This window comes from Gordonia gummivorans (genome assembly GCF_022513585.1).
Lineage (GTDB): Bacteria > Actinomycetota > Actinomycetes > Mycobacteriales > Mycobacteriaceae > Gordonia.
Genome location: NZ_JAKWBF010000004.1, coordinates 173,586 through 191,281, shown reverse-complemented (window position 1 = coordinate 191,281; position 17,696 = coordinate 173,586). Strand labels below are relative to the sequence as shown.

Below are 17,696 nucleotides of genomic sequence, written 5' to 3'. Positions count from 1 at the left end.
TCTATGGCGGGTCACATAACGGAAGGATCGACATGACTGTGCTCGCAGAACAGACGGGGACCAACAACATCGGGATGCTCAGCATCGGTACGTACCGCCCGGAGCGTGTGGTCACCAACGACGAGATCTGCGAGAACATCGACTCCTCCGACGAGTGGATCTACACCCGCACCGGCATCAAGACCCGACGCTTCGCCCGACGTGACGAGACGGTGATGGAGATGGCGGTCAACGCGGGCCGCAAGGCGATCGCGAACGCACTGCTGTCCGGGTCCGACATCGACGCCGTCATCCTGGCCACCAATACGCACCTGCTCCTGACCCCGGCGGGTGCGGTCAAGGTCGCCACCGAACTCGGCGCGAACGGTGTCCCGGCCTTCGACGTCACCGTCGGCTGCGCGGGCTTCGGCTACGCCATGGCGATCGCGTCGGACATGGTCCGCGGCGGCAGCGCGACGCACGTACTCGTCATCGGCGCCGAGCAACTGTCGGTCACCATGGACATGACCGATCGCACCAATTGCTTCATCTTCGGTGACGGTGCCGGCGCTGTTGTCGTCGGACCGACCGAGGACCAGCAACTCGGACCGGTGGTGTGGGGCTCCGACGGCACCCAGTTCAAGGCGATCGCCCAGGACATCGACTGGATCACCTTCCTCGACGGCGACCGTGTGCAGCGCCCCTACCTGCGTCTCGAGGGCACCGCGGTGTTCCGTTGGGCTGCGTTCGAAATGGGCAAGGCCGGTCAGAAGGCCCTCGACGCCGCGAAGGTCGGCGCCGAGGACCTCGACGTCTTTGTTCCACACCAGGCGAATTCGCGTATCAACGACCTGCTCGCCAAGACCCTCAAGCTCCGCGAGGACGCTGTCGTCGCCGACGACATCAAGCACACCGGCAACACGTCGGCCGCCTCGATCCCGCTCGCCATGGAAGACCTGCTCTCCACCGGGCGCGCCAAGCCCGGCGACACCGCACTGCTGCTCGGCTATGGAGCCGGACTCTCCTACGCGGCGCAGGTCGTCAAGATGCCGCCGGTGCCGTTCGAGTGAGTTCCGGTTGCCAAGGCGCTCGGTTTCCGAGCGTCGTGGCAACCACTTTCGAGCCGGGGGATCCGCCGGGCGGTGCAGAGCGTCTGATCTCATGTGGACACACGCACTTTCTTGGCAGCGCACGACGGCATCATCACCATCGCCGAGGCCCGCGCCTGCGGCATGAGCTCGGCAGCAGTGAATCGTCGCGTCGCCCGCGGTGAGTGGGTACGAGTTGTGTTGGGGGTCTACCGGTCGGCGGCACACCCGGAGACCGACCGGACGCGCGTTCGCGCGGCGGTGGCGTCGGTCGGGAAAGCCGCAACTCTGAGCGGGGTCTCCGCAGCGTGGTGGCTCGGCCTGATCGACAGGCTGCCGGCCACGCTCAGTGTGACGACGCCGGCCAAAGGGCACCATCGAACCGTCGGCAGCGACGTCGACATCCATTGCCGGCGGCTTCACGAGTGCGACGTCGTCGTCGTAGATGGCCTGCGCGTCACAGCGCCGGCACTGACCGCGCTCGAGGCCGCCGCCGTTCAGGGCGTGCGTGTGCTCGACAACGCACTGTTGCGCAAGCGGGTGACACTTGACCAGCTCGACGCGGCCCATGCGCGATATCCACGACGACGCGGTGCGCCGTGGGCACGGCAGACCCTCGCCGCGATGCGAAACGGAACACGTAGCGAGGCCGAGCGCATCGTCGCGGAGGTGTTTCGCGACGCGGACATCACTGGATGGATCGCCAACTTCGAGATCCATGGTCACCCGTGGGACTTCGTGTTCGAAGAGTCCGAGCTCATCGTCGAAATCGACGGATTCGCGTACCACCGTGATTCCGAGGTGTTGCAGCGTGATCGCACCAAACGCAACGTTCTGACAGGCAACGGTTGGCGAGCACTGCACTTCACGTGGGACGACATCACATTGCGGCCGATGAAGGTCGCGGCAGAAGTCCGGCACGCACTCAAACGGCCCGCAGCATGAGTGGTTGCCACCGCGCTCGGTTTCCGAGCGTCGTGGCAACCTCGCCGGTTTGGGCCACTGTCGGACCGACGGGTAGCCTCATCAGGTGAGTTCTGTGGCCGAAGAAGTGAGACGCCGCCGGACCTTCGCGATCATCTCCCACCCCGACGCGGGTAAGTCGACGATGACCGAGGCGCTGGCGTTGCATGCGCGCATGATCAGCGAAGCCGGTGCCATCCACGGCAAGGCCGGACGCAAATCGACCGTCTCGGACTGGATGGAGATGGAGAAGGCTCGCGGCATCTCGGTGAGCTCGACCGCGCTGCAGTTCAACTACACCTCGCAGGGTTCGCCGACCACTTCACCCGACAATCCCGACCTGCCGCACGTCATCAATCTCGTCGACACCCCCGGCCACGCCGACTTCTCCGAGGACACCTACCGGGTGCTCACGGCGGTCGACGCGGCGGTGATGCTCATCGACGCAGCCAAGGGTCTCGAACCGCAGACGCTGAAGCTGTTCCAGGTGTGCCGGCATCGCGGTATCCCGGTGGTCACGGTCATCAACAAATGGGACCGACCCGGCCGCACACCCCTCGAACTGATCGACGAGATCTCCGAACGCATCGGCCTCACGCCGACGCCGTTGTTCGTGCCGGTCGGCATCGCCGGCGACTTCCGCGGACTGCTCGATCGTCGCACCGGCGAGTACGTGCATTTCACCCGCACCGCGGGCGGCGCCAAGATCGCACCCGAGGAGTTTGTGACTGCCGACGACGCGGCCGAACGCGAAGGTGACGCCTGGATCGCCGCCGTCGAGGAGAGCGAACTGCTCAGCGAGATGGGTCAGGATCACGATCAGGAGATGTTCCTCGCCGGGCAGACGTCCCCGATGATCTTCGCGTCGGCCATGCTCAACTTCGGTGTGCGACAACTGCTGGAGACGCTCGTCGAGCTGGCCCCCGCACCCGCCGGTCGCGCGGACGTCGACGGCGGCGAGCGTGAGGTCACCGACCCGTTCAGCGCGGTGGTGTTCAAGGTGCAGGCCGGCATGGACGCGAGTCACCGAGATCGCTTGGCGTACATGCGTATTGTGTCCGGCGAGTTCGAGCGCGGCATGGTGGTCACCCATGCGCAGACCGGGAAACCGTTCGCCACCAAGTACGCCCAGGCGGTGTTCGGTCGGGACCGTTCGACGGTCGACGTGGCATTTCCCGGCGACGTGGTGGGACTGGTCAACGCGACCGCACTCGCCCCTGGCGACACACTGTTCGACGGCCCACGGGTGCAGTTCCCGCCGATCCCGTCCTTTGCACCCGAACACTTCTCGTCGCTGCGGGCAACCACCGCGGACAAGTACAAGCAGTTCCGCAAGGCGATGGATCAACTCGACAGCGAAGGCGTGGTTCAGGTCCTGCGCAACGACACCCGAGGCGACGCCTCGCCGGTGCTCGCGGCGGTGGGTCCGATGCAGTTCGAAGTGGTCACCGCACGGATGAAGTCGGAGTTCAACGTCGACACCGTCATCGACCCGCTCGGCTACACCCTGGCCCGACGGACCGACGAGCAGAGCGCACCCGAACTCGATCGGCAGCGCGGCGTCGAAGTGTTCACTCGTACCGACGGCGCGATCCTCGCGCTGTTCAGTGACAAGTGGCGGCTGCAGTACATCGAGAAAGAGCATTCCGATCTCACGCTGGAACCCCTTGTCGCGACCGCGGATTGAGAGCGGACAACCGATATGAGCGCACGTTCTCGGATGCGGTTGTTCGCGGCGCTGGGCGTTGTCGTTGCGCTTGGCGTGGCAGGCTGCGGGGCGGAAACCACCGACGATGCTGCGTCGTCGACGGCCGCCCCCACGACGCCCGCCACCTCACGCACCCTCGAAACCGACCAGTGCCTCGCCGAAGCACCCCAGGGCAGGATCGACCGCGCCGCACACGATCTGGCGTTCCGCAAGGGATTCATGCGCGTCGCGGTGGTGGGGCCGGACAATACGACCTGCTACGAATTCGCCAGATGGGGTCCGGCGCAACCGGACGTGCCGCCGGATTCCCTGCTGTTCGTCTTCAAGGGTGCGGGTACCGACGGCGCGCAGCTCGAGTTTCTCATCGGCGAGCTCACCGGTGGCGTCCTCCCGAACATCGGGACCGTACGACCCAAGGTCGGACCGCTCACCGCGCCGATCAACGCCCAGGTCGGCGTCTCGGCGGGAGGCGCTTATCACCATTCCGCGGTGTGCGCGTTGACGATCACCGCGATGTCCGACGACCGCGCGGCCGGCTCCTTCGTCTGCCCGACCGCCGCGCTCACCGACGCGAACCCCATCGCACCCGACGACGCGGTGCCCTACGACGCCGACGAGTCGTCGTCGAGCGCGCCACCACCGCCACCGCCTCCCGCTCCTGGGACGACTCTTCCGCCCACCACATCGACGACGACGCCGGGTCCACCGGCCACGGTGTCGTTCAGTGGGTGGTTCGACATCCGTCCGTGAGGTGCGTCCGGACTTCAGTCCCCGACGATCGTGGCCACGACGGCCGGGTCGACCGCCTCGATGGTGGCGGGGTCGAAATGCGGGTTGCGATCCTTGTCGACCAGTACCGCCCGGACTCCTTCGAGGAAGTCGTTGGTGGTTGTGATCCGTTGTGCTGCATGGAGTTCGCGATCGAAGCATTCGTCGAGACCCGATCGCGCGCCCGCCTTCACCATCGCTGCGGTGACCAACAGGCTTGTCGGCGAGGCGTTCTCGATCAGCGCCAGCATCTCGGCGGCCCACTCGTCGCCGACCGCGCCGCGCAGGCCGCCGACGATCGCCACGACGTTGTCGTCGGCGAAGTACTCCCCGATCTTGCGTAGTGGCACGTCGCTGGTTTCGTCGGTTCCCGACGTCGCGAGGGCGTCGGCGAGCGGCGCGCCCGACCGGATCGCGTCGGCGACGTCCGGCAGATCCGCGGACGCGACGAAATGGGTGGCGAGGCCGACCGCCACCGCGTCGATGCCGCGAATACGAGCACCGGTGAGCCCCAGCCACATTCCGACGCCGTCGGGCAGCCGCGGCAGGAAATACGTGGAGCCGATGTCCGGGAAGAAGCCGATCGCGGTCTCCGGCATCGCGATGAGGGCCTTCTCGGTCACCACCCGGATCTCGCCGTGCACACTGATTCCCAGTCCACCGCCCATCGCGGCGCCGTCGATGAGGCTGACATAGGCCTTCGGATAGTCGGCGACGAGTTGGTCGAGGCGGTACTCGCTGTGGAAGTAGTGGGTGATCGCGTCGATGTCGCCATCGACGGCGTGGTCGCGGATCGCACGGATGTCGCCGCCCGCACAGAATGCGCGGTCGCTCGCCGAGGTGACGAGCACCGTCTCGACCGAGTCGTCGTCGGCCCAGACGGTGAGGACCGCATGCATGTCGTCGATCATGCTCTGATCCAGCGCGTTGAGCGCCTTGGGGCGATCGAGGATGACTTCACCGACACCGTTGGCGACCGAGGTACGAATAAGCGACATGCCGTCACGGTAGCGCGAAACCAACTTGACATCCCGACCCACCCGGGCGTTACGGTGGAGCCATCATGAACAGCTGAGATGCGTCCGCACGTCGCCGCGGACACCGCCCATCGCGTGATCCGCCACCATCTCGGGAGTTTTCATGACCGCATCTCATTTCGGCGCACCATCGTCGGCCCCCATCACCTTCTCGGACGTCACCTTCGCGTGGCCGGACGGCACACCGGTGTTCGACGGCCTGTCGTTCACCGTCGGCACGGGTGTGCACTCGCTCGTGGGCGCCAACGGCGCGGGCAAGTCGACGCTGCTCGCACTGATCGCCGGCCGACTGCGGCCGAGTTCCGGGTCGGTCACCACACACGGCGCCGTGGCTCTTGTTCCGCAGCACAGCTTCGACGAGCCCACGACGACGATCGCCGCCGCCCTCGGCGTGGCATCGGTGGCCGACGCGATCCGTCGGATCGAGGCGGGCTCCGTCGACGAACGCGACTTCGCCGTCGTCGGAGACGAGTGGGACATCGAACATCGCGCGATCTCCGAGCTGTCGAAACTCGGGTTGCCGACAGACCTCGACCGCAGAGTCGGCGGTCTGTCCGGCGGTGAGGCCACGCTGCTGGCGATCGCTGCCCGCCTGCTGCTCCGCCCGGCCGTCCTGTTGCTCGACGAACCGACCAACAACCTCGACAGTCGCTCGCGAGCAAGGCTTTTCGATGCTCTCGATGCCTTCACCGGAACCGTGGTGGTGGTCAGCCACGACCTCGAACTCCTCGACCGGGTCGACGCCACGCTCGAGTTGTACCGTGGTTCGGTCCGACTCTTCGGTGGTCCGTACACGCACTACCGGGAGGTCGTCGACGCCGAGCAGGACGCGGCGGTCGCGACCGCGACGACCGCGGCCGGGGATCTGCGCAAGCAGAAGCGCGAACTCGTCGACGCACAGATCAAGCTCGACCGCCGCGCCCGCACCGCCGACAAGGCCGAACGGGAGAAACGGGTCCCGAAGATCATCGCGCACCTGCGGCGGGATGCAGCGCAAGTCTCGGCCGGCAAGCTGCGCAACGCCCATCGCGACGACGTCACTGCGGCATCCGCCCGGCTCGACGCCGCACGTGCGGACCTCCGCGACGATCGCGCTACCCGAATCACCGTGCCGACAGTGGAACTGGCAGCCCACGCGCAGGTCATCACCGACGACCGACTGCGCATCGACGGTCCAGAGCGGGTCGCGCTCGTGGGCCCCAACGGGTCCGGGAAGTCCACGCTCATCACCGAACTGATCGACACCGGGCGGATCGTCGTCCCGTTTGCCTATGTGCCACAGCGATTCGGCTTCGACGATCCGCACCGCAGCATCGCCGACGAACTCAGCGCGGCACATCCCGACATTCCGGCACAGCAGGTCCGTGCGCACCTGGCCCGGTTCCTGTTTCGAGGTGCACGTGCCGAGCGCGCGGTCGAAGAACTCTCCGGCGGCGAACGGCTACGAGTCGCCCTGGCGTCGGCACTCCTTCGTGAGTCTCCGCCGAATCAATCCCCCGTCGCTTCGCTCGCCCCGCATCAATCCCCCGTCGCTTCGCTCGCCCCGAAACTGATAGTCCTCGACGAGCCGACCAACAACCTCGATCTCGACACCGTCACCCAGTTGGCCGACGCCCTCAACAACTGGACTGGTGCACTGCTCGTCGTGTCGCACGACAGTGGTTTCCTCGACGCGATCGGCATCGACCGCACTGTTGCGCTGGGAGACGACAGCTGAACGGGGTTGTCACCCGACGTTTTCCTCCCGGCCACCGCCACGCCAGCCACAACCTGCACGCTGCCTGGGGTGACCTCTGTTCATGACGCCACACCAGTCGTTCTCGTGCACGGCATCCGGGTGAGCGGCGAGTCGTTGCACCGCATCGCCGCCGCCATCCCCAACCGCCGCGTCGTGCATCCCGACCTCCCCGGGCACGGGGCGCGCCAGGCCGAAACCTTCACGCTCGACGGCGCAGTCGCCACCGCGGTCGCGGCGATCGAGGGCTTCGGCCGGCCAGCTGTGATCGCCGGGATGTCGATGGGTGGCTACGTGGCGATGGCCGTCGCCGGCCGGCATCCCGAACTCGTCGCCGGGGTGATGCCGATGTGCGCCACCGTCCAACCCGGCCGCGTGTTCGCGCTGCCGTTCCAGATCTTCGGTGCGGCAACCGCTTTCCTACCGAAAGAGGCGGCCGCCATCAGCCGCTGGCTCACCCGGGTGACCGTCGGTCGTCAGGTGTCCGACGACATGGAGATCGGCGGTCTGGCCCTGGTCGCGATCTCCGACGTGGTCGGCGAGGTACGGCATTTCGACGCACTGGGCGAACTGGGGCGATTCCCGGGTCCCATCGCACTCGTCAACGGCGGACGCGATCCGTTCCGCGCGCACGAACGCCGATTCGAAGCCGTATCCGACGCCACCGCACTCACCGTCATCCCCGGTGCGAGCCACCTGTTTCCGCTCATCCAGCCTGAACGCACGGGCCGGCTGATCGACGATTTCGCGTCGTCGTGCTCGCTGGGGTTGCCGCCGGTTGCTTGAGCCGGTTTGCGCACCCACCCCACTCCGCCGGCCGAGAGCCTCGAAGCCGCCGTCCACCGCTGGCTAGGTGATCCAGGCGCCGGCCGAGAGCCTTGAACCTCAGTGTTGCGGCCACGGGGGTGGCGTCGTGACCAGGGCAAATGGGCTATTTGGGTATCAGCGACCCACCCGCCGACGTCGTCGGCGATCGTGGAGGCGGGAAGAACGCGGTTCTCGGTTCGCGACACGCCGACGAGCACCCAGACAAGGGTGGTCGTCCGGCCTGGGACCGCACAGAAAATAGGGGAAGAAACTTCTTCCCCGACCCTTGGAGTCCTCCCCACAAATTTTCGCGGGGACGACTTGGAACTTAGGGGAGGAAGTTCTTCCCCTAGATTTTTCGGCACGATGCAAGCGTATTTGCCCAGGTCAGAGCGTCGGTCACCGAACTCTTCGGATCAGGGAGCGGTGGCGGCAAGCGCTACTCCCGCTCAGCTCAGGGAGCGGAAATGCGGGCCCACGCTGCGGCGGCTCAATCCACCAGTTCGAACACCGCGGCAAGCCCCTGTCCGCCGCCGATGCACATCGTCTCGAGTCCGTAACGCACTGAGCGACGACGCATTTCGCGGGCTAGCGTCGCGAGCATGCGCCCACCCGTGGCGCCGACCGGGTGGCCCAGCGAGATTCCGGAGCCGTTGACGTTGGTCCGGTCGAAACCCGTTCCGGCACCGAATGTCCCGAACCCCCACTCCCGCGTCACCGCGAGCGCCTGCGCGGCGAACGCCTCGTTGAGCTCGATGAGGCCGACGTCGTCGAGTGAGAGGCCGGCGAGTCCCAGAGCCTTGGCGGTCGCCGGCACCGGACCGATGCCCATCGTCTCCGGCGGCACTCCCGCCGTCGCCCACGACACCAGGCGCACCATCGGCACCAGGCCGTGACGGTGTGCGACGTCGGGTGTCGTCACCACGCACATCGACGCCGCGTCGTTCTGCCCGCTGGCATTGCCCGCGGTGACCGTCGCCTCCGAATCCGTCTCCACCAGTATCGGTTTCAGTCGCGCCAACGCGTCCATCGAGATGTCGGGGCGCGGGTGCTCGTCGGTGTCGATGATCGTCTCGCCCTTACGCCCGGCCACCCGCACCGGGATGATCTCCTCGGCGAAGATGCCGTCGCGCTGGGCGCGGACCGCGCGCTCGTGCGATGCCAACGACAACTCGTCCTGCTCGACACGCTCGATGCCGTACTCCCGACGCAGGTTCTCCGCGGTCTCGATCATCCCGCCCGCGACCGGGTGATTCCGTCCACCCGACGTCGTGCGAGCGCGCGCGAGGCTGTCGTGCACCTCGACACCCGACCGCGCACCGCCCCACCGCATGTCCAGCGAGTAGAACGACGCATTGCTCATCGACTCGGTCCCTCCGGCGATCACCACGTCGTCGGCGCCGGCGGCGACCTGCAGACCGGCCTGGATCACCGCCTGCAAGCCGGAACCGCACCGACGATCGACGTGCATACCGGGCACGGCCACCCCGAGCCCGGCGTCGAGCGCCACCACACGTCCGATGGCCGGGGCCTCACTGTTGGGGTTGCACTGCCCGAGGATCACGTCGTCGACGGCATCGGGGAGCAGGCCCGTCCGCTCCAGCAGGCCGGTCAGCACGGCGACACCCAGGTCGACGGCCGTGAGCGAGGCGAACATCCCGCCATACCGGCCGATCGGTGTGCGGAGCGGTTCGCAGATGACGATCTCACGCATGGGGTGGTCCTCTCGGGCAGTTGTGGCACCGAGAATCGTTCTACACGTCACACATCCCGGGCCACCCCCGGGTCCCGCGATGTGTGACACTCACACGGCGCCATCACTGCCGAGAAGCAACGGAGCTGACCACATGGCCCGCATCGCCCAGACCCTCGATCTCACCGAGTTCCAGCGCGACATCCTCGCCACCGTCCGGTCCTACGTCGACCGCGAGATCATCCCGGCCGCAAACGAACTCGAGCATGCCGACGCCTACCCCGAGAAGATCGTGGCCGACATGCGCGAGATGGGCCTGTTCGGCCTGATGATTCCCGACGAGTACGGGGGCCTCGGCGAGTCGCTGCTCACCTACGCGCTGTGTGTGGAAGAACTGGCGCGCGGCTGGATGAGCGTGTCCGGGGTGATCAACACGCACTTCATCGTCGCCTACATGATCCGCCAGCACGGCACCGACGAACAGAAGCAGCACTTCTTGCCGCGCATGGCCACCGGCGAGGTGCGCGGCGCCTTCTCGATGAGCGAACCCGACCTCGGGTCCGACGTCGCGGCCATCAAGACGACCGCCAAGGCCGACGGCGACGGCTACCGGATCAACGGTCAGAAGATGTGGCTGACCAACGGCGCATCGTCCACCCTGGTGGCCGCACTGGTCCGCACCGACGAAGGTGCCGAGAAACCGCACCACAATCTGACGACCTTCCTGATCGAGAAACCGTCGGGCTTCGGCGAGATCAAACCGGGCCTGACGATCCCCGGGAAGATCGAGAAGATGGGTTACAAGGGCATCGACACCACCGAACTCATCTTCGACGACTACCGCGCCGAGCGAACCGACATTCTGGGCGGGGTCAGCGGCCGCGGGTTCGCCCACATGATGGACGGTGTGGAGGTCGGCCGCGTGAACGTGTCTGCCCGGGCGTGCGGGGTGGCGCAGCGCGCTTTCGAACTCGCCGTCCGATACGCACAGCAGCGCAGCACCTTCGGCAAGCCCATCGCCGAACACCAGGCGGTGGCGTTCTCGCTCGCCGAGATGGCCACCAAGGTGGAGGCCGGACACCTGATGATGGTCAACGCGGCACGCCTCAAGGACTCGGGGGAACGCAACGACGTCGCCGCGGGCATGGCCAAGTACCTGACCAGCGAATACTGCGCCGAGGTCACCCAGGCCAGCTTCCGCATCCATGGCGGCTACGGCTACTCGAAGGAATACGAGATCGAACGTCTGATGCGTGAGGCGCCGTTTCTGCTGATCGGCGAGGGCACGAGCGAGATCCAGAAGCAGATCATCAGCCGCGGCCTGCTGCGGGAGTACCGCGACAGGTGAGCAAATGTGGCGTACGCCATAGTTGACCCGAGAAAGTGGGTCGTGCCTTAGAATCTGCTGAGCGCCGGGGCCGGTGTCGGATGTTTGTTGGCGAAAGTGAGTGGACGAGTGGTTCGGGTGGTACGTCGAGGGGGGACACATCGGGGGATCGGGCGCGGCGTGACGTTGGTCCTGGTGACCGCTTTCGTCGTTTCCTTGGTGTCCGCCGCGTGGTCGCCGGCTCACGCCGAACCCAACGCCGCACCGGTCGTCCAGCCCGTCCGCTACAACCACGGCCCCTATGTCGCGATGGGCGATTCCCGCGCGTCGGGCGCATTCTTCTCCATGACGCCCGACTACTTCCTCGGCTGCAAACGGTCGTTGCTGAACTACCCGCTCTACGTCGCCGCGATGACGCTTCCCCGCCGCTACGTCGACACCTCCTGTGCAGGCGCGAAGTCGGCAAACCTCTATGCCTACGGGCAGCGCACCAACGCCGGATACAAGGTGCCGCAGCTGTATCTGGTCCCGCGCGACGCCGAGCTGATCACCGTCAGCATCGGCGGCAACGACATGGCCTGGGGCCGGATCTACGCCCGATGCACCACCGCGCCGTTCCAGGATCGACGCTGCCGGCACAGTCGTAGCGTCGAGAACGAGGTCCGCGCGCGAATCGCGACGATGGAGAACCGGGTCACGCCTGCGCTCAAGGCGATCCGACGCAAGGCGCCCCGCGCACAGATCATCGTCGTCGGCATCGGCGGCTTCATGGGCAACCACGGCTGCTGGCCGATGGTGCCGCTCAGCGACCCCGACACCCGCTACATGAACCGGGTGTTCAACCGCGCGAACGGCGCGCTCTGGCGGGCGACGGTGAAGGTGAACGGAACCTTCGTCGACGCCAATCGCCTCTCTGCCGGGCACGATCCGTGCAACCTCATCAACCCCTGGTACGAATCCGCGTTGTCCAACACCATCGCCTATCCGTTCCACCTCAACCAGGCCGGCGCACTGGCCATCGCAATGATGGTGAACGGCGCCATCAGGCGGTAATCCCACCTCGGTTAGCGTTGTCGGGTGGCACATCTTCTCGGGGCAGAAGCCCTCGGCCTGGAGTATCCGACGACCAAGGTCTTCGACTCGGTGTCCCTCGGCGTCAACGAGGGCGACCGGATCGGCATCGTCGGACGCAACGGTGACGGCAAGTCCAGCCTGCTGGCGATGCTGGCCGGGCGGCGCGAGCCCGACTCGGGCCGCGTGACGGTCCGCGGCGGGGTCCGAGTAGGTGTGCTGGATCAGGCCGATGTGTTCGACGGCGATCAAACGGTCGGCGACGTGGTGGTCGGCGACCGACCCGAACACGAATGGGCGTCGGACCCGCGAATCCGCGACGTCATCGCCGGTCTGCTCGGCGACGTCGACTGGAACGCCCCGGTCAAATCGCTGTCCGGCGGGCAACGGCGACGCGTCTCGCTGGCCCGGCTGCTCGCCGGCGATCACGACATCCTCGCCCTCGACGAGCCGACCAACCACCTCGACGTCGAGGCCATCACCTGGCTCGCGGAGCATCTCAAGAAACGCTGGCCGCCGAACGCCGGTGGGCTGCTGGTGGTCACCCACGACCGGTGGTTCCTCGACGAGGTGTGCACCACCACCTGGGAGGTGCACGACCGCATCGTCGAACCCTTCGAGGGTGGCTACGCGGCCTACATCCTGCAGCGGGTGGAACGAGACCGGCAGGCCGCCGCCATCGAGGCGCGCCGGCAGAACCTCGCCCGCAAGGAACTCGCCTGGCTACGACGCGGGGCCCCGGCCCGGACCTCGAAACCCAAGTTCCGCGTCGACGCCGCCAACGCACTCATCGCCGACGTCCCGCAGATCCGCGACAACGTCGCTCTGCAGTCGCTCGCGGTCGCACGCCTCGGCAAGGACGTCGTCGACCTTCTCGACGCCTCGGTGTCCTACGACGGTCGCGAGGTGCTGCACGACGTCGAGTGGCGACTGGCACCCGGTGAACGCACCGGCATCCTCGGGGCCAACGGCGCGGGCAAGTCGACGCTGCTCGGTCTGATCGCCGGCACGGTGGAACCGACGGGCGGACGGGTCAAGCGCGGCAAGACCGTCAAGGTCGCGACACTCACCCAGCGTCTCGACGACCTCGACCCCTTCCTCGACGACCCGGTGCGGGTGGTGCTGGCCGACCTGCGCAGCACCTACACCTTCGGGTCGGGCTCCAAGGCGCAGGAACTCTCACCGTCGCAGCTCCTCGAACGACTCGGCTTCGACGGTGCACAGCTGTCCACCCCGGTCCGCGATCTGTCCGGCGGGCAGAAGCGCCGGCTGCAACTGTTGCTCATCCTGCTCGACGCACCCAACGTCCTCATCCTCGACGAGCCGACCAATGACCTCGACACCGACATGCTGGCCGCGCTCGAGGACCTGCTCGATTCGTGGCCCGGCACCTTGATCGTCGTCTCCCACGACCGGTACTTCCTCGAACGCGTCACCGATCAGCAGTACGGCATCCTCCACCGACGACTCCGACATCTGCCGGGCGGCGTCGACGAGTTCCTGCGACTGCGGCGGGCCGAGGCCTCGGCGTCGGAATCGGTTGTGGCTTCACCGAAACCCGATACGGCTGGTGCACCGGCGTTGTCGGGCGCCGATCGTCGCGCGGCAGAAAAGGAGGCGTCGTCCATCGAGCGGCGGCTCGACAAGTTGGGCGTCGAGGTCGAGCGTCTGCATCAGCGGATGGCCGAGCACGATCAGAGCGATCACACCGGTCTGCACGAACTCGCCGGTTCGTTGCGGGCGGTCGAGGTGGAGACCGCCGAACTCGAGGAACGCTGGCTGGAGTTGTCGGAACTGATCGGCTGACGGGGCTGATCGGCTGATCAGTCCCGCGCGAACCCGTCCTTGATGGCCCGCATCGTGTCGTCGAGTGACTCGTCGACGACGGTCGTGTGGTCGGCTCGCAGGTAGGTCTTCAGCGTGACGTCGGTGCCGTCGTCGCGCATTTCCTTGCGGAGATCGCGGCTCAGGAAGTACGGCAGAACGGGGTCGAGGAAGCCGTGTTCGATGCGCACCGGCACGGAGTAGCCACCGGTCGGTACCGCCGCGTAGTCACGCAGGGCGTCGCGGAACGCGCTGTCGTCAAAAGGCTTGGCCACCAACGATCCCGGTGAGGTCGACCGCAGCGACTCGTTCAGGTCGCCGTAGCACTGTTCGCGGGCGGCGTCGAGGTAGCGGCGGCCGTTGTCGGTGAGGTGGTCGGCGATGCCGAGGTCGCGGCGGGCGTGGTCGAGGCCGGCCAAGATGTAGAGGAACAGTCCGCTGAATCCGTTGAATCGGCCCAATCCCGGTGTGCGCGGGCCAAAGAGGCCGAAGTAGTTCTCGATCGACGACACCGGGGCGATGGCAACGGCCGCGCGCAGCGACAGATCCGGCGCGTACTCGCCGGCGAACCGGGCCGCGAACAGCGCGGCATGCCCACCCTGCGAATGCCCGGTCGACACCCACCGCGTCGACAGTGAGGAATCGATCGACCGTGCGGCATGGATGATGTCGACGATCGCGTGCGCGGCCGCCCGGCCACCGAGGTACTCGGTCTCCCCCGCCGATCCCATCCCGGCGTAGTCGGTGGCGGTGACGGCGTATCCGGCGTCGAGCGCCTTTCGGACGGGAGCTTCGAGACCGTCGCCGTGCCGAGTTCGACTCGGTGCGCAGTCATCGGCGATGCCGGTGGTTCCGTGCGCCCACGACACCACCGGCCATCCACCGGCAGGCGGGGTGCCGCGCGGCGTCCAGAAGACCCCGCTCGCCATGGCAGGGCGGCCGTTCTGATCGAGAGTCGCGTAGACGAGGTCGGTGCCCTGCGCCGCACCCGAGGGCAACTGGTCGGCAGCGAGGGGCCGTGCCGAGAAGACAAAGCCGGGGATGGGTGCCGCGGCCGACGCCTGCGGCGGCACGACGGCGACCCCCCAGGCGGCGGCGAGCAGCACCACGATCGCTGCCACCACGGGCCGGATGAGTGTCGGTCGCACGAAACAACTGTAATAGTCCACCGCATCACCTAGCGTTGACCTGTGGTTGTCCGACGAATCGTGGTCGCCGTCACACTCACCGCTGCCCTCGTCGTGGGCGGGTTGTCGCAGGTCCCGGGCGCGGACGCGGCTCCGCAGACCATCGGTCCCGACGTGTCGAGCCATCAGCATCCGGGCGGTGCGTCGATCAACTGGTTCGCGGTTCGCGCGGCCGGGCAACAGATCGCGATGGTGAAGGCCACCGAGTCGACCTGGTATGTGAACCCGTATTTCATCACCGACAGTCTCGCCATGCGCGCCGCCGGACTGATTCGCGGGACCTACCACTACGCCGACCCCAGTCGGCCCGCTGCACCGCAAGCCATCTTCTACGCGACGATCGTGCTCGGCCAGAACGGCATTCTCGACCTTCCGCCGGTACTCGACTTCGAGCACAGCGGCGGCCTCGGGCCGCGGGCTCTCGCCGCGTGGGCGCGGGAGTTCTTCGCGACGCTCGAGCCGCTCACCGGACGCAAGACGATCCTGTACACCTACCCGAACTTCTGGAACACCGCGATGGGCGGGACCCGCGAGTTCGCCGACCACCCACTCTGGATCGCGTCGTACAACGGCCGCAGTGCCCCACAGATGCCGCGCGGCGGCTGGCGCACCTGGCGGTTCTGGCAGTACACCTCGTCGGGTCGCCTGCCCGGCGTCCCCACCCGCGTCGACCTGAACCGCTACAACGGTTCGATCGCGTCGCTGCGCGCCTACGGAAACGCCATCAACGTCTTCGGCAGTTGATCCACCGAGCGTCACCGCACCCCCGCCAGCTAGGTGCGAGCAGCCCCCACCGATGGCTGAGGTGCGAGCCTGCGAGCCTCGAAGCCCCCTGGCGAGAGGACATTGGTCGTCTCACCAGGCCCTTCGAGGCTCGCTTCGCTCGCACCTCAGGGAGCGGAGGGGGCGCCTCAGGGAGAGGCAGGGAATCACACGCCCGGACTGACCACCCGCGCACCGACCGCCGGTCCCGACGCGGTGCGCACCGAACGCGCGACCCCGGCCCCGGAGAGTTCCGCCGCGACGTTGACCGCGGCATCCTCGTCCGCGCACAGGAACGCACAGGTCGGTCCGGAGCCCGACACGATGCCATTCAGCGCACCCGCGTCCACCCCGGCGCGCAGCGTTCGACGCAGCGTGGGCTGCAAACTCAGGGCCGCCGGCTGCAGATCGTTGTGCAGTAGCGGGGCGACGGCTTCCGGGTCGCCGGCAGCCAACGCCACCATCAATTCGTCGGGCGAACGCAGCAAATCCTCATCGTCTTCGGAACCGTCAGATCGGCTGTCGCGCAACCGATCCAGTTCGCCGTACACCTGCGGCGTCGACAACCCTTCTCGGGCCAACGCCAGCACCCAGTGGAACTCACCACGCGACAGCACCGACATGAGTTGCTCACCCCGGCCGGTCCCCAGCGCGGTGGTGCCATGGAGAGCGAAGGGCACGTCGCTGCCCAGCGTCGCCGCGATCTCCGACAGCTCCGCCCGGTCGATGTCGAGTTTCCACATCGTGGCGGCGGCCACGAGGGCTGCCGCCGCGTCGGCGCTACCACCGGCCATGCCGCCGGCCACCGGGATCGATTTGTCGATGTCGATGTCGACGCGGGGTTCGCGTCCGGCCCACTGCGCGAGCGCGATCACTGCTCGTGCGGCCAGGTTGGAGTCGTCGGCGGGCACCGACGACGCACCCTCGCCGCGCACCGTCACCTGCAGGCCGGTGGACGGCGCTACCCGCACGTCGTCGTGCAGCGACAGGGCCTGGAAGACCGTGACGAGGTCGTGGTAGCCGTCTGCCCGGCGCGGACCCACGCCCAGGTGCAGATTGACCTTCGACGGAGCCCGCGCCGTGACGGAGTCGGACACCACCGACAGGGACGAGCGAGGCACAAGAAATCAGCCTAACCGAGGCTGCCCGGCGACGTCAGGCACCCGACTTCGAGATTCCGCCCACGTCCGCGGGCCAGATCTGCGGCGACCGATCATCGGCTGCCCAGAGCTCGGCGGTGTGCATCCGTTCGTCGCCATCACGCAGGTTGTCGGTGCGTACCCCTGTGTAGCGGAACCCGGCCGCCGCAGCCATGCGGGCCGACACGACATTGTCGCACAGAGCTCGCCACGTCACCCGCCGCAGCCCGAGCCCGTCCTCGTCGTCGAACGCGTGCTCTACGACGGCATGCAGCGCTTCACCCAGATAGCCGTTGCCTCGATCGGCGGGCGCGCACCAGTACCCGACCGAACCCGACCCGTCGCCCTTCAACGACACCCCGATCGTCCCGGCGAGATGCCCGTCGGCGGCCTCGATCGACCAGGTCACCGAGGCGGGGTTCGGCGCGTTCACCCGAACGAACCATTCGGCGTCCGAGCGTCGATACGGAACCGGCACCAGCGTGAATCGCTGGATGAGCGGGTCCTGACACGCCTGAAAGATCGGCTCGATGTCGCGCTCTTCGGGAAGGCGCATGACGAGTCGTCCTGTGCGTAGGGTCTTCACGTGCGTGTCTACTGTCATCGCG

General features: G+C 67.3%; 15 protein-coding genes. 10 read left to right on the top strand and 5 right to left on the bottom strand.

What is annotated here, in order from left to right:
* Window positions 1-32: 32 nt before the first annotated feature.
* The 4 genes from MKW15_RS05065 (at window position 33) to MKW15_RS05050 (ending at window position 4,488) form a co-directional block, all read left to right on the top strand.
* Window positions 33-1,049, top strand: coding sequence for a beta-ketoacyl-ACP synthase III (locus MKW15_RS05065; protein ID WP_240856483.1), 1,017 nt, complete (start codon window positions 33-35; stop codon window positions 1,047-1,049).
* Window positions 1,050-1,160: 111 nt separating this feature from the next.
* Window positions 1,161-2,012 (top strand): type IV toxin-antitoxin system AbiEi family antitoxin domain-containing protein, encoded by an 852-nt coding sequence (locus tag MKW15_RS05060; protein WP_240856482.1) that lies wholly within the window; start codon window positions 1,161-1,163, stop codon window positions 2,010-2,012.
* An 85-nt stretch (window positions 2,013-2,097) separates the two neighbouring features.
* A complete protein-coding gene (locus MKW15_RS05055; protein WP_240856481.1) occupies window positions 2,098-3,717 on the top strand; it encodes a peptide chain release factor 3 in 1,620 nt (539 codons plus the stop codon).
* 15 nt (window positions 3,718-3,732) lie between these two features.
* Window positions 3,733-4,488: a hypothetical protein gene (locus tag MKW15_RS05050; RefSeq protein WP_240856480.1), complete on the top strand. Its 756-nt coding sequence runs from the start codon at window positions 3,733-3,735 to the stop codon at window positions 4,486-4,488.
* 14 nt (window positions 4,489-4,502) lie between these two features.
* Here the strand turns inward: MKW15_RS05050 and MKW15_RS05045 are convergent, their stop codons facing one another.
* Window positions 4,503-5,504 (bottom strand): enoyl-CoA hydratase/isomerase family protein, encoded by a 1,002-nt coding sequence (locus tag MKW15_RS05045; protein WP_240856479.1) that lies wholly within the window; start codon window positions 5,502-5,504, stop codon window positions 4,503-4,505.
* A 142-nt stretch (window positions 5,505-5,646) separates the two neighbouring features.
* On the opposite strand from MKW15_RS05045, the gene MKW15_RS05040 reads away from it, so the two are divergent.
* Entirely contained in the window at window positions 5,647-7,260 is a 1,614-nt protein-coding gene (locus tag MKW15_RS05040) for an ABC-F family ATP-binding cassette domain-containing protein (RefSeq protein ID WP_240856478.1), read from the top strand.
* A 69-nt stretch (window positions 7,261-7,329) separates the two neighbouring features.
* Window positions 7,330-8,064 carry an alpha/beta fold hydrolase gene (locus tag MKW15_RS05035; protein WP_240856477.1) on the top strand — a complete coding sequence of 245 codons (735 nt, stop codon included), beginning with the start codon at window positions 7,330-7,332 and terminating at the stop codon, window positions 8,062-8,064.
* A gap of 511 nt (window positions 8,065-8,575) precedes the next feature.
* Here MKW15_RS05035 and MKW15_RS05030 read toward each other — a convergent pair.
* Window positions 8,576-9,799, bottom strand: a complete 1,224-nt coding sequence (locus MKW15_RS05030; RefSeq protein ID WP_240856476.1) for an acetyl-CoA C-acetyltransferase — start codon at window positions 9,797-9,799, stop codon at window positions 8,576-8,578.
* A 133-nt stretch (window positions 9,800-9,932) separates the two neighbouring features.
* Between MKW15_RS05030 and MKW15_RS05025 the strand changes: the two genes are divergently transcribed.
* From MKW15_RS05025 to MKW15_RS05015, 3 genes are all read left to right on the top strand, one after another.
* Window positions 9,933-11,126: an acyl-CoA dehydrogenase family protein gene (locus tag MKW15_RS05025; RefSeq protein ID WP_240856475.1), complete on the top strand. Its 1,194-nt coding sequence runs from the start codon at window positions 9,933-9,935 to the stop codon at window positions 11,124-11,126.
* Window positions 11,127-11,285: 159 nt separating this feature from the next.
* Window positions 11,286-12,158: an SGNH/GDSL hydrolase family protein gene (locus MKW15_RS05020; protein ID WP_240856474.1), complete on the top strand. Its 873-nt coding sequence runs from the start codon at window positions 11,286-11,288 to the stop codon at window positions 12,156-12,158.
* A gap of 24 nt (window positions 12,159-12,182) precedes the next feature.
* Complete coding sequence (locus tag MKW15_RS05015) at window positions 12,183-13,982, top strand: ABC-F family ATP-binding cassette domain-containing protein (RefSeq protein WP_240856473.1); 1,800 nt, start codon at window positions 12,183-12,185, stop codon at window positions 13,980-13,982.
* A gap of 17 nt (window positions 13,983-13,999) precedes the next feature.
* Here MKW15_RS05015 and MKW15_RS05010 read toward each other — a convergent pair whose 3' ends face one another.
* On the bottom strand, window positions 14,000-15,148 hold the full coding sequence (locus MKW15_RS05010; protein ID WP_374246276.1) for a lipase family protein: 1,149 nt from the start codon (window positions 15,146-15,148) through the stop codon (window positions 14,000-14,002).
* Window positions 15,149-15,190: 42 nt separating this feature from the next.
* On the opposite strand from MKW15_RS05010, the gene MKW15_RS05005 reads away from it, so the two are divergent.
* Window positions 15,191-15,931 carry a glycoside hydrolase family 25 protein gene (locus tag MKW15_RS05005; protein WP_240856472.1) on the top strand — a complete coding sequence of 247 codons (741 nt, stop codon included), beginning with the start codon at window positions 15,191-15,193 and terminating at the stop codon, window positions 15,929-15,931.
* A gap of 185 nt (window positions 15,932-16,116) precedes the next feature.
* On the opposite strand, the gene MKW15_RS05000 is transcribed toward MKW15_RS05005, so the two are convergent.
* Together MKW15_RS05000 and MKW15_RS04995 are read right to left on the bottom strand one after the other, a co-directional pair.
* On the bottom strand, window positions 16,117-17,070 hold the full coding sequence (locus tag MKW15_RS05000) for a 4-(cytidine 5'-diphospho)-2-C-methyl-D-erythritol kinase (protein ID WP_240856471.1): 954 nt from the start codon (window positions 17,068-17,070) through the stop codon (window positions 16,117-16,119).
* 34 nt (window positions 17,071-17,104) lie between these two features.
* Window positions 17,105-17,692, bottom strand: coding sequence for a GNAT family N-acetyltransferase (locus MKW15_RS04995; RefSeq protein WP_240856470.1), 588 nt, complete (start codon window positions 17,690-17,692; stop codon window positions 17,105-17,107).
* Window positions 17,693-17,696 lie beyond the last annotated feature (4 nt).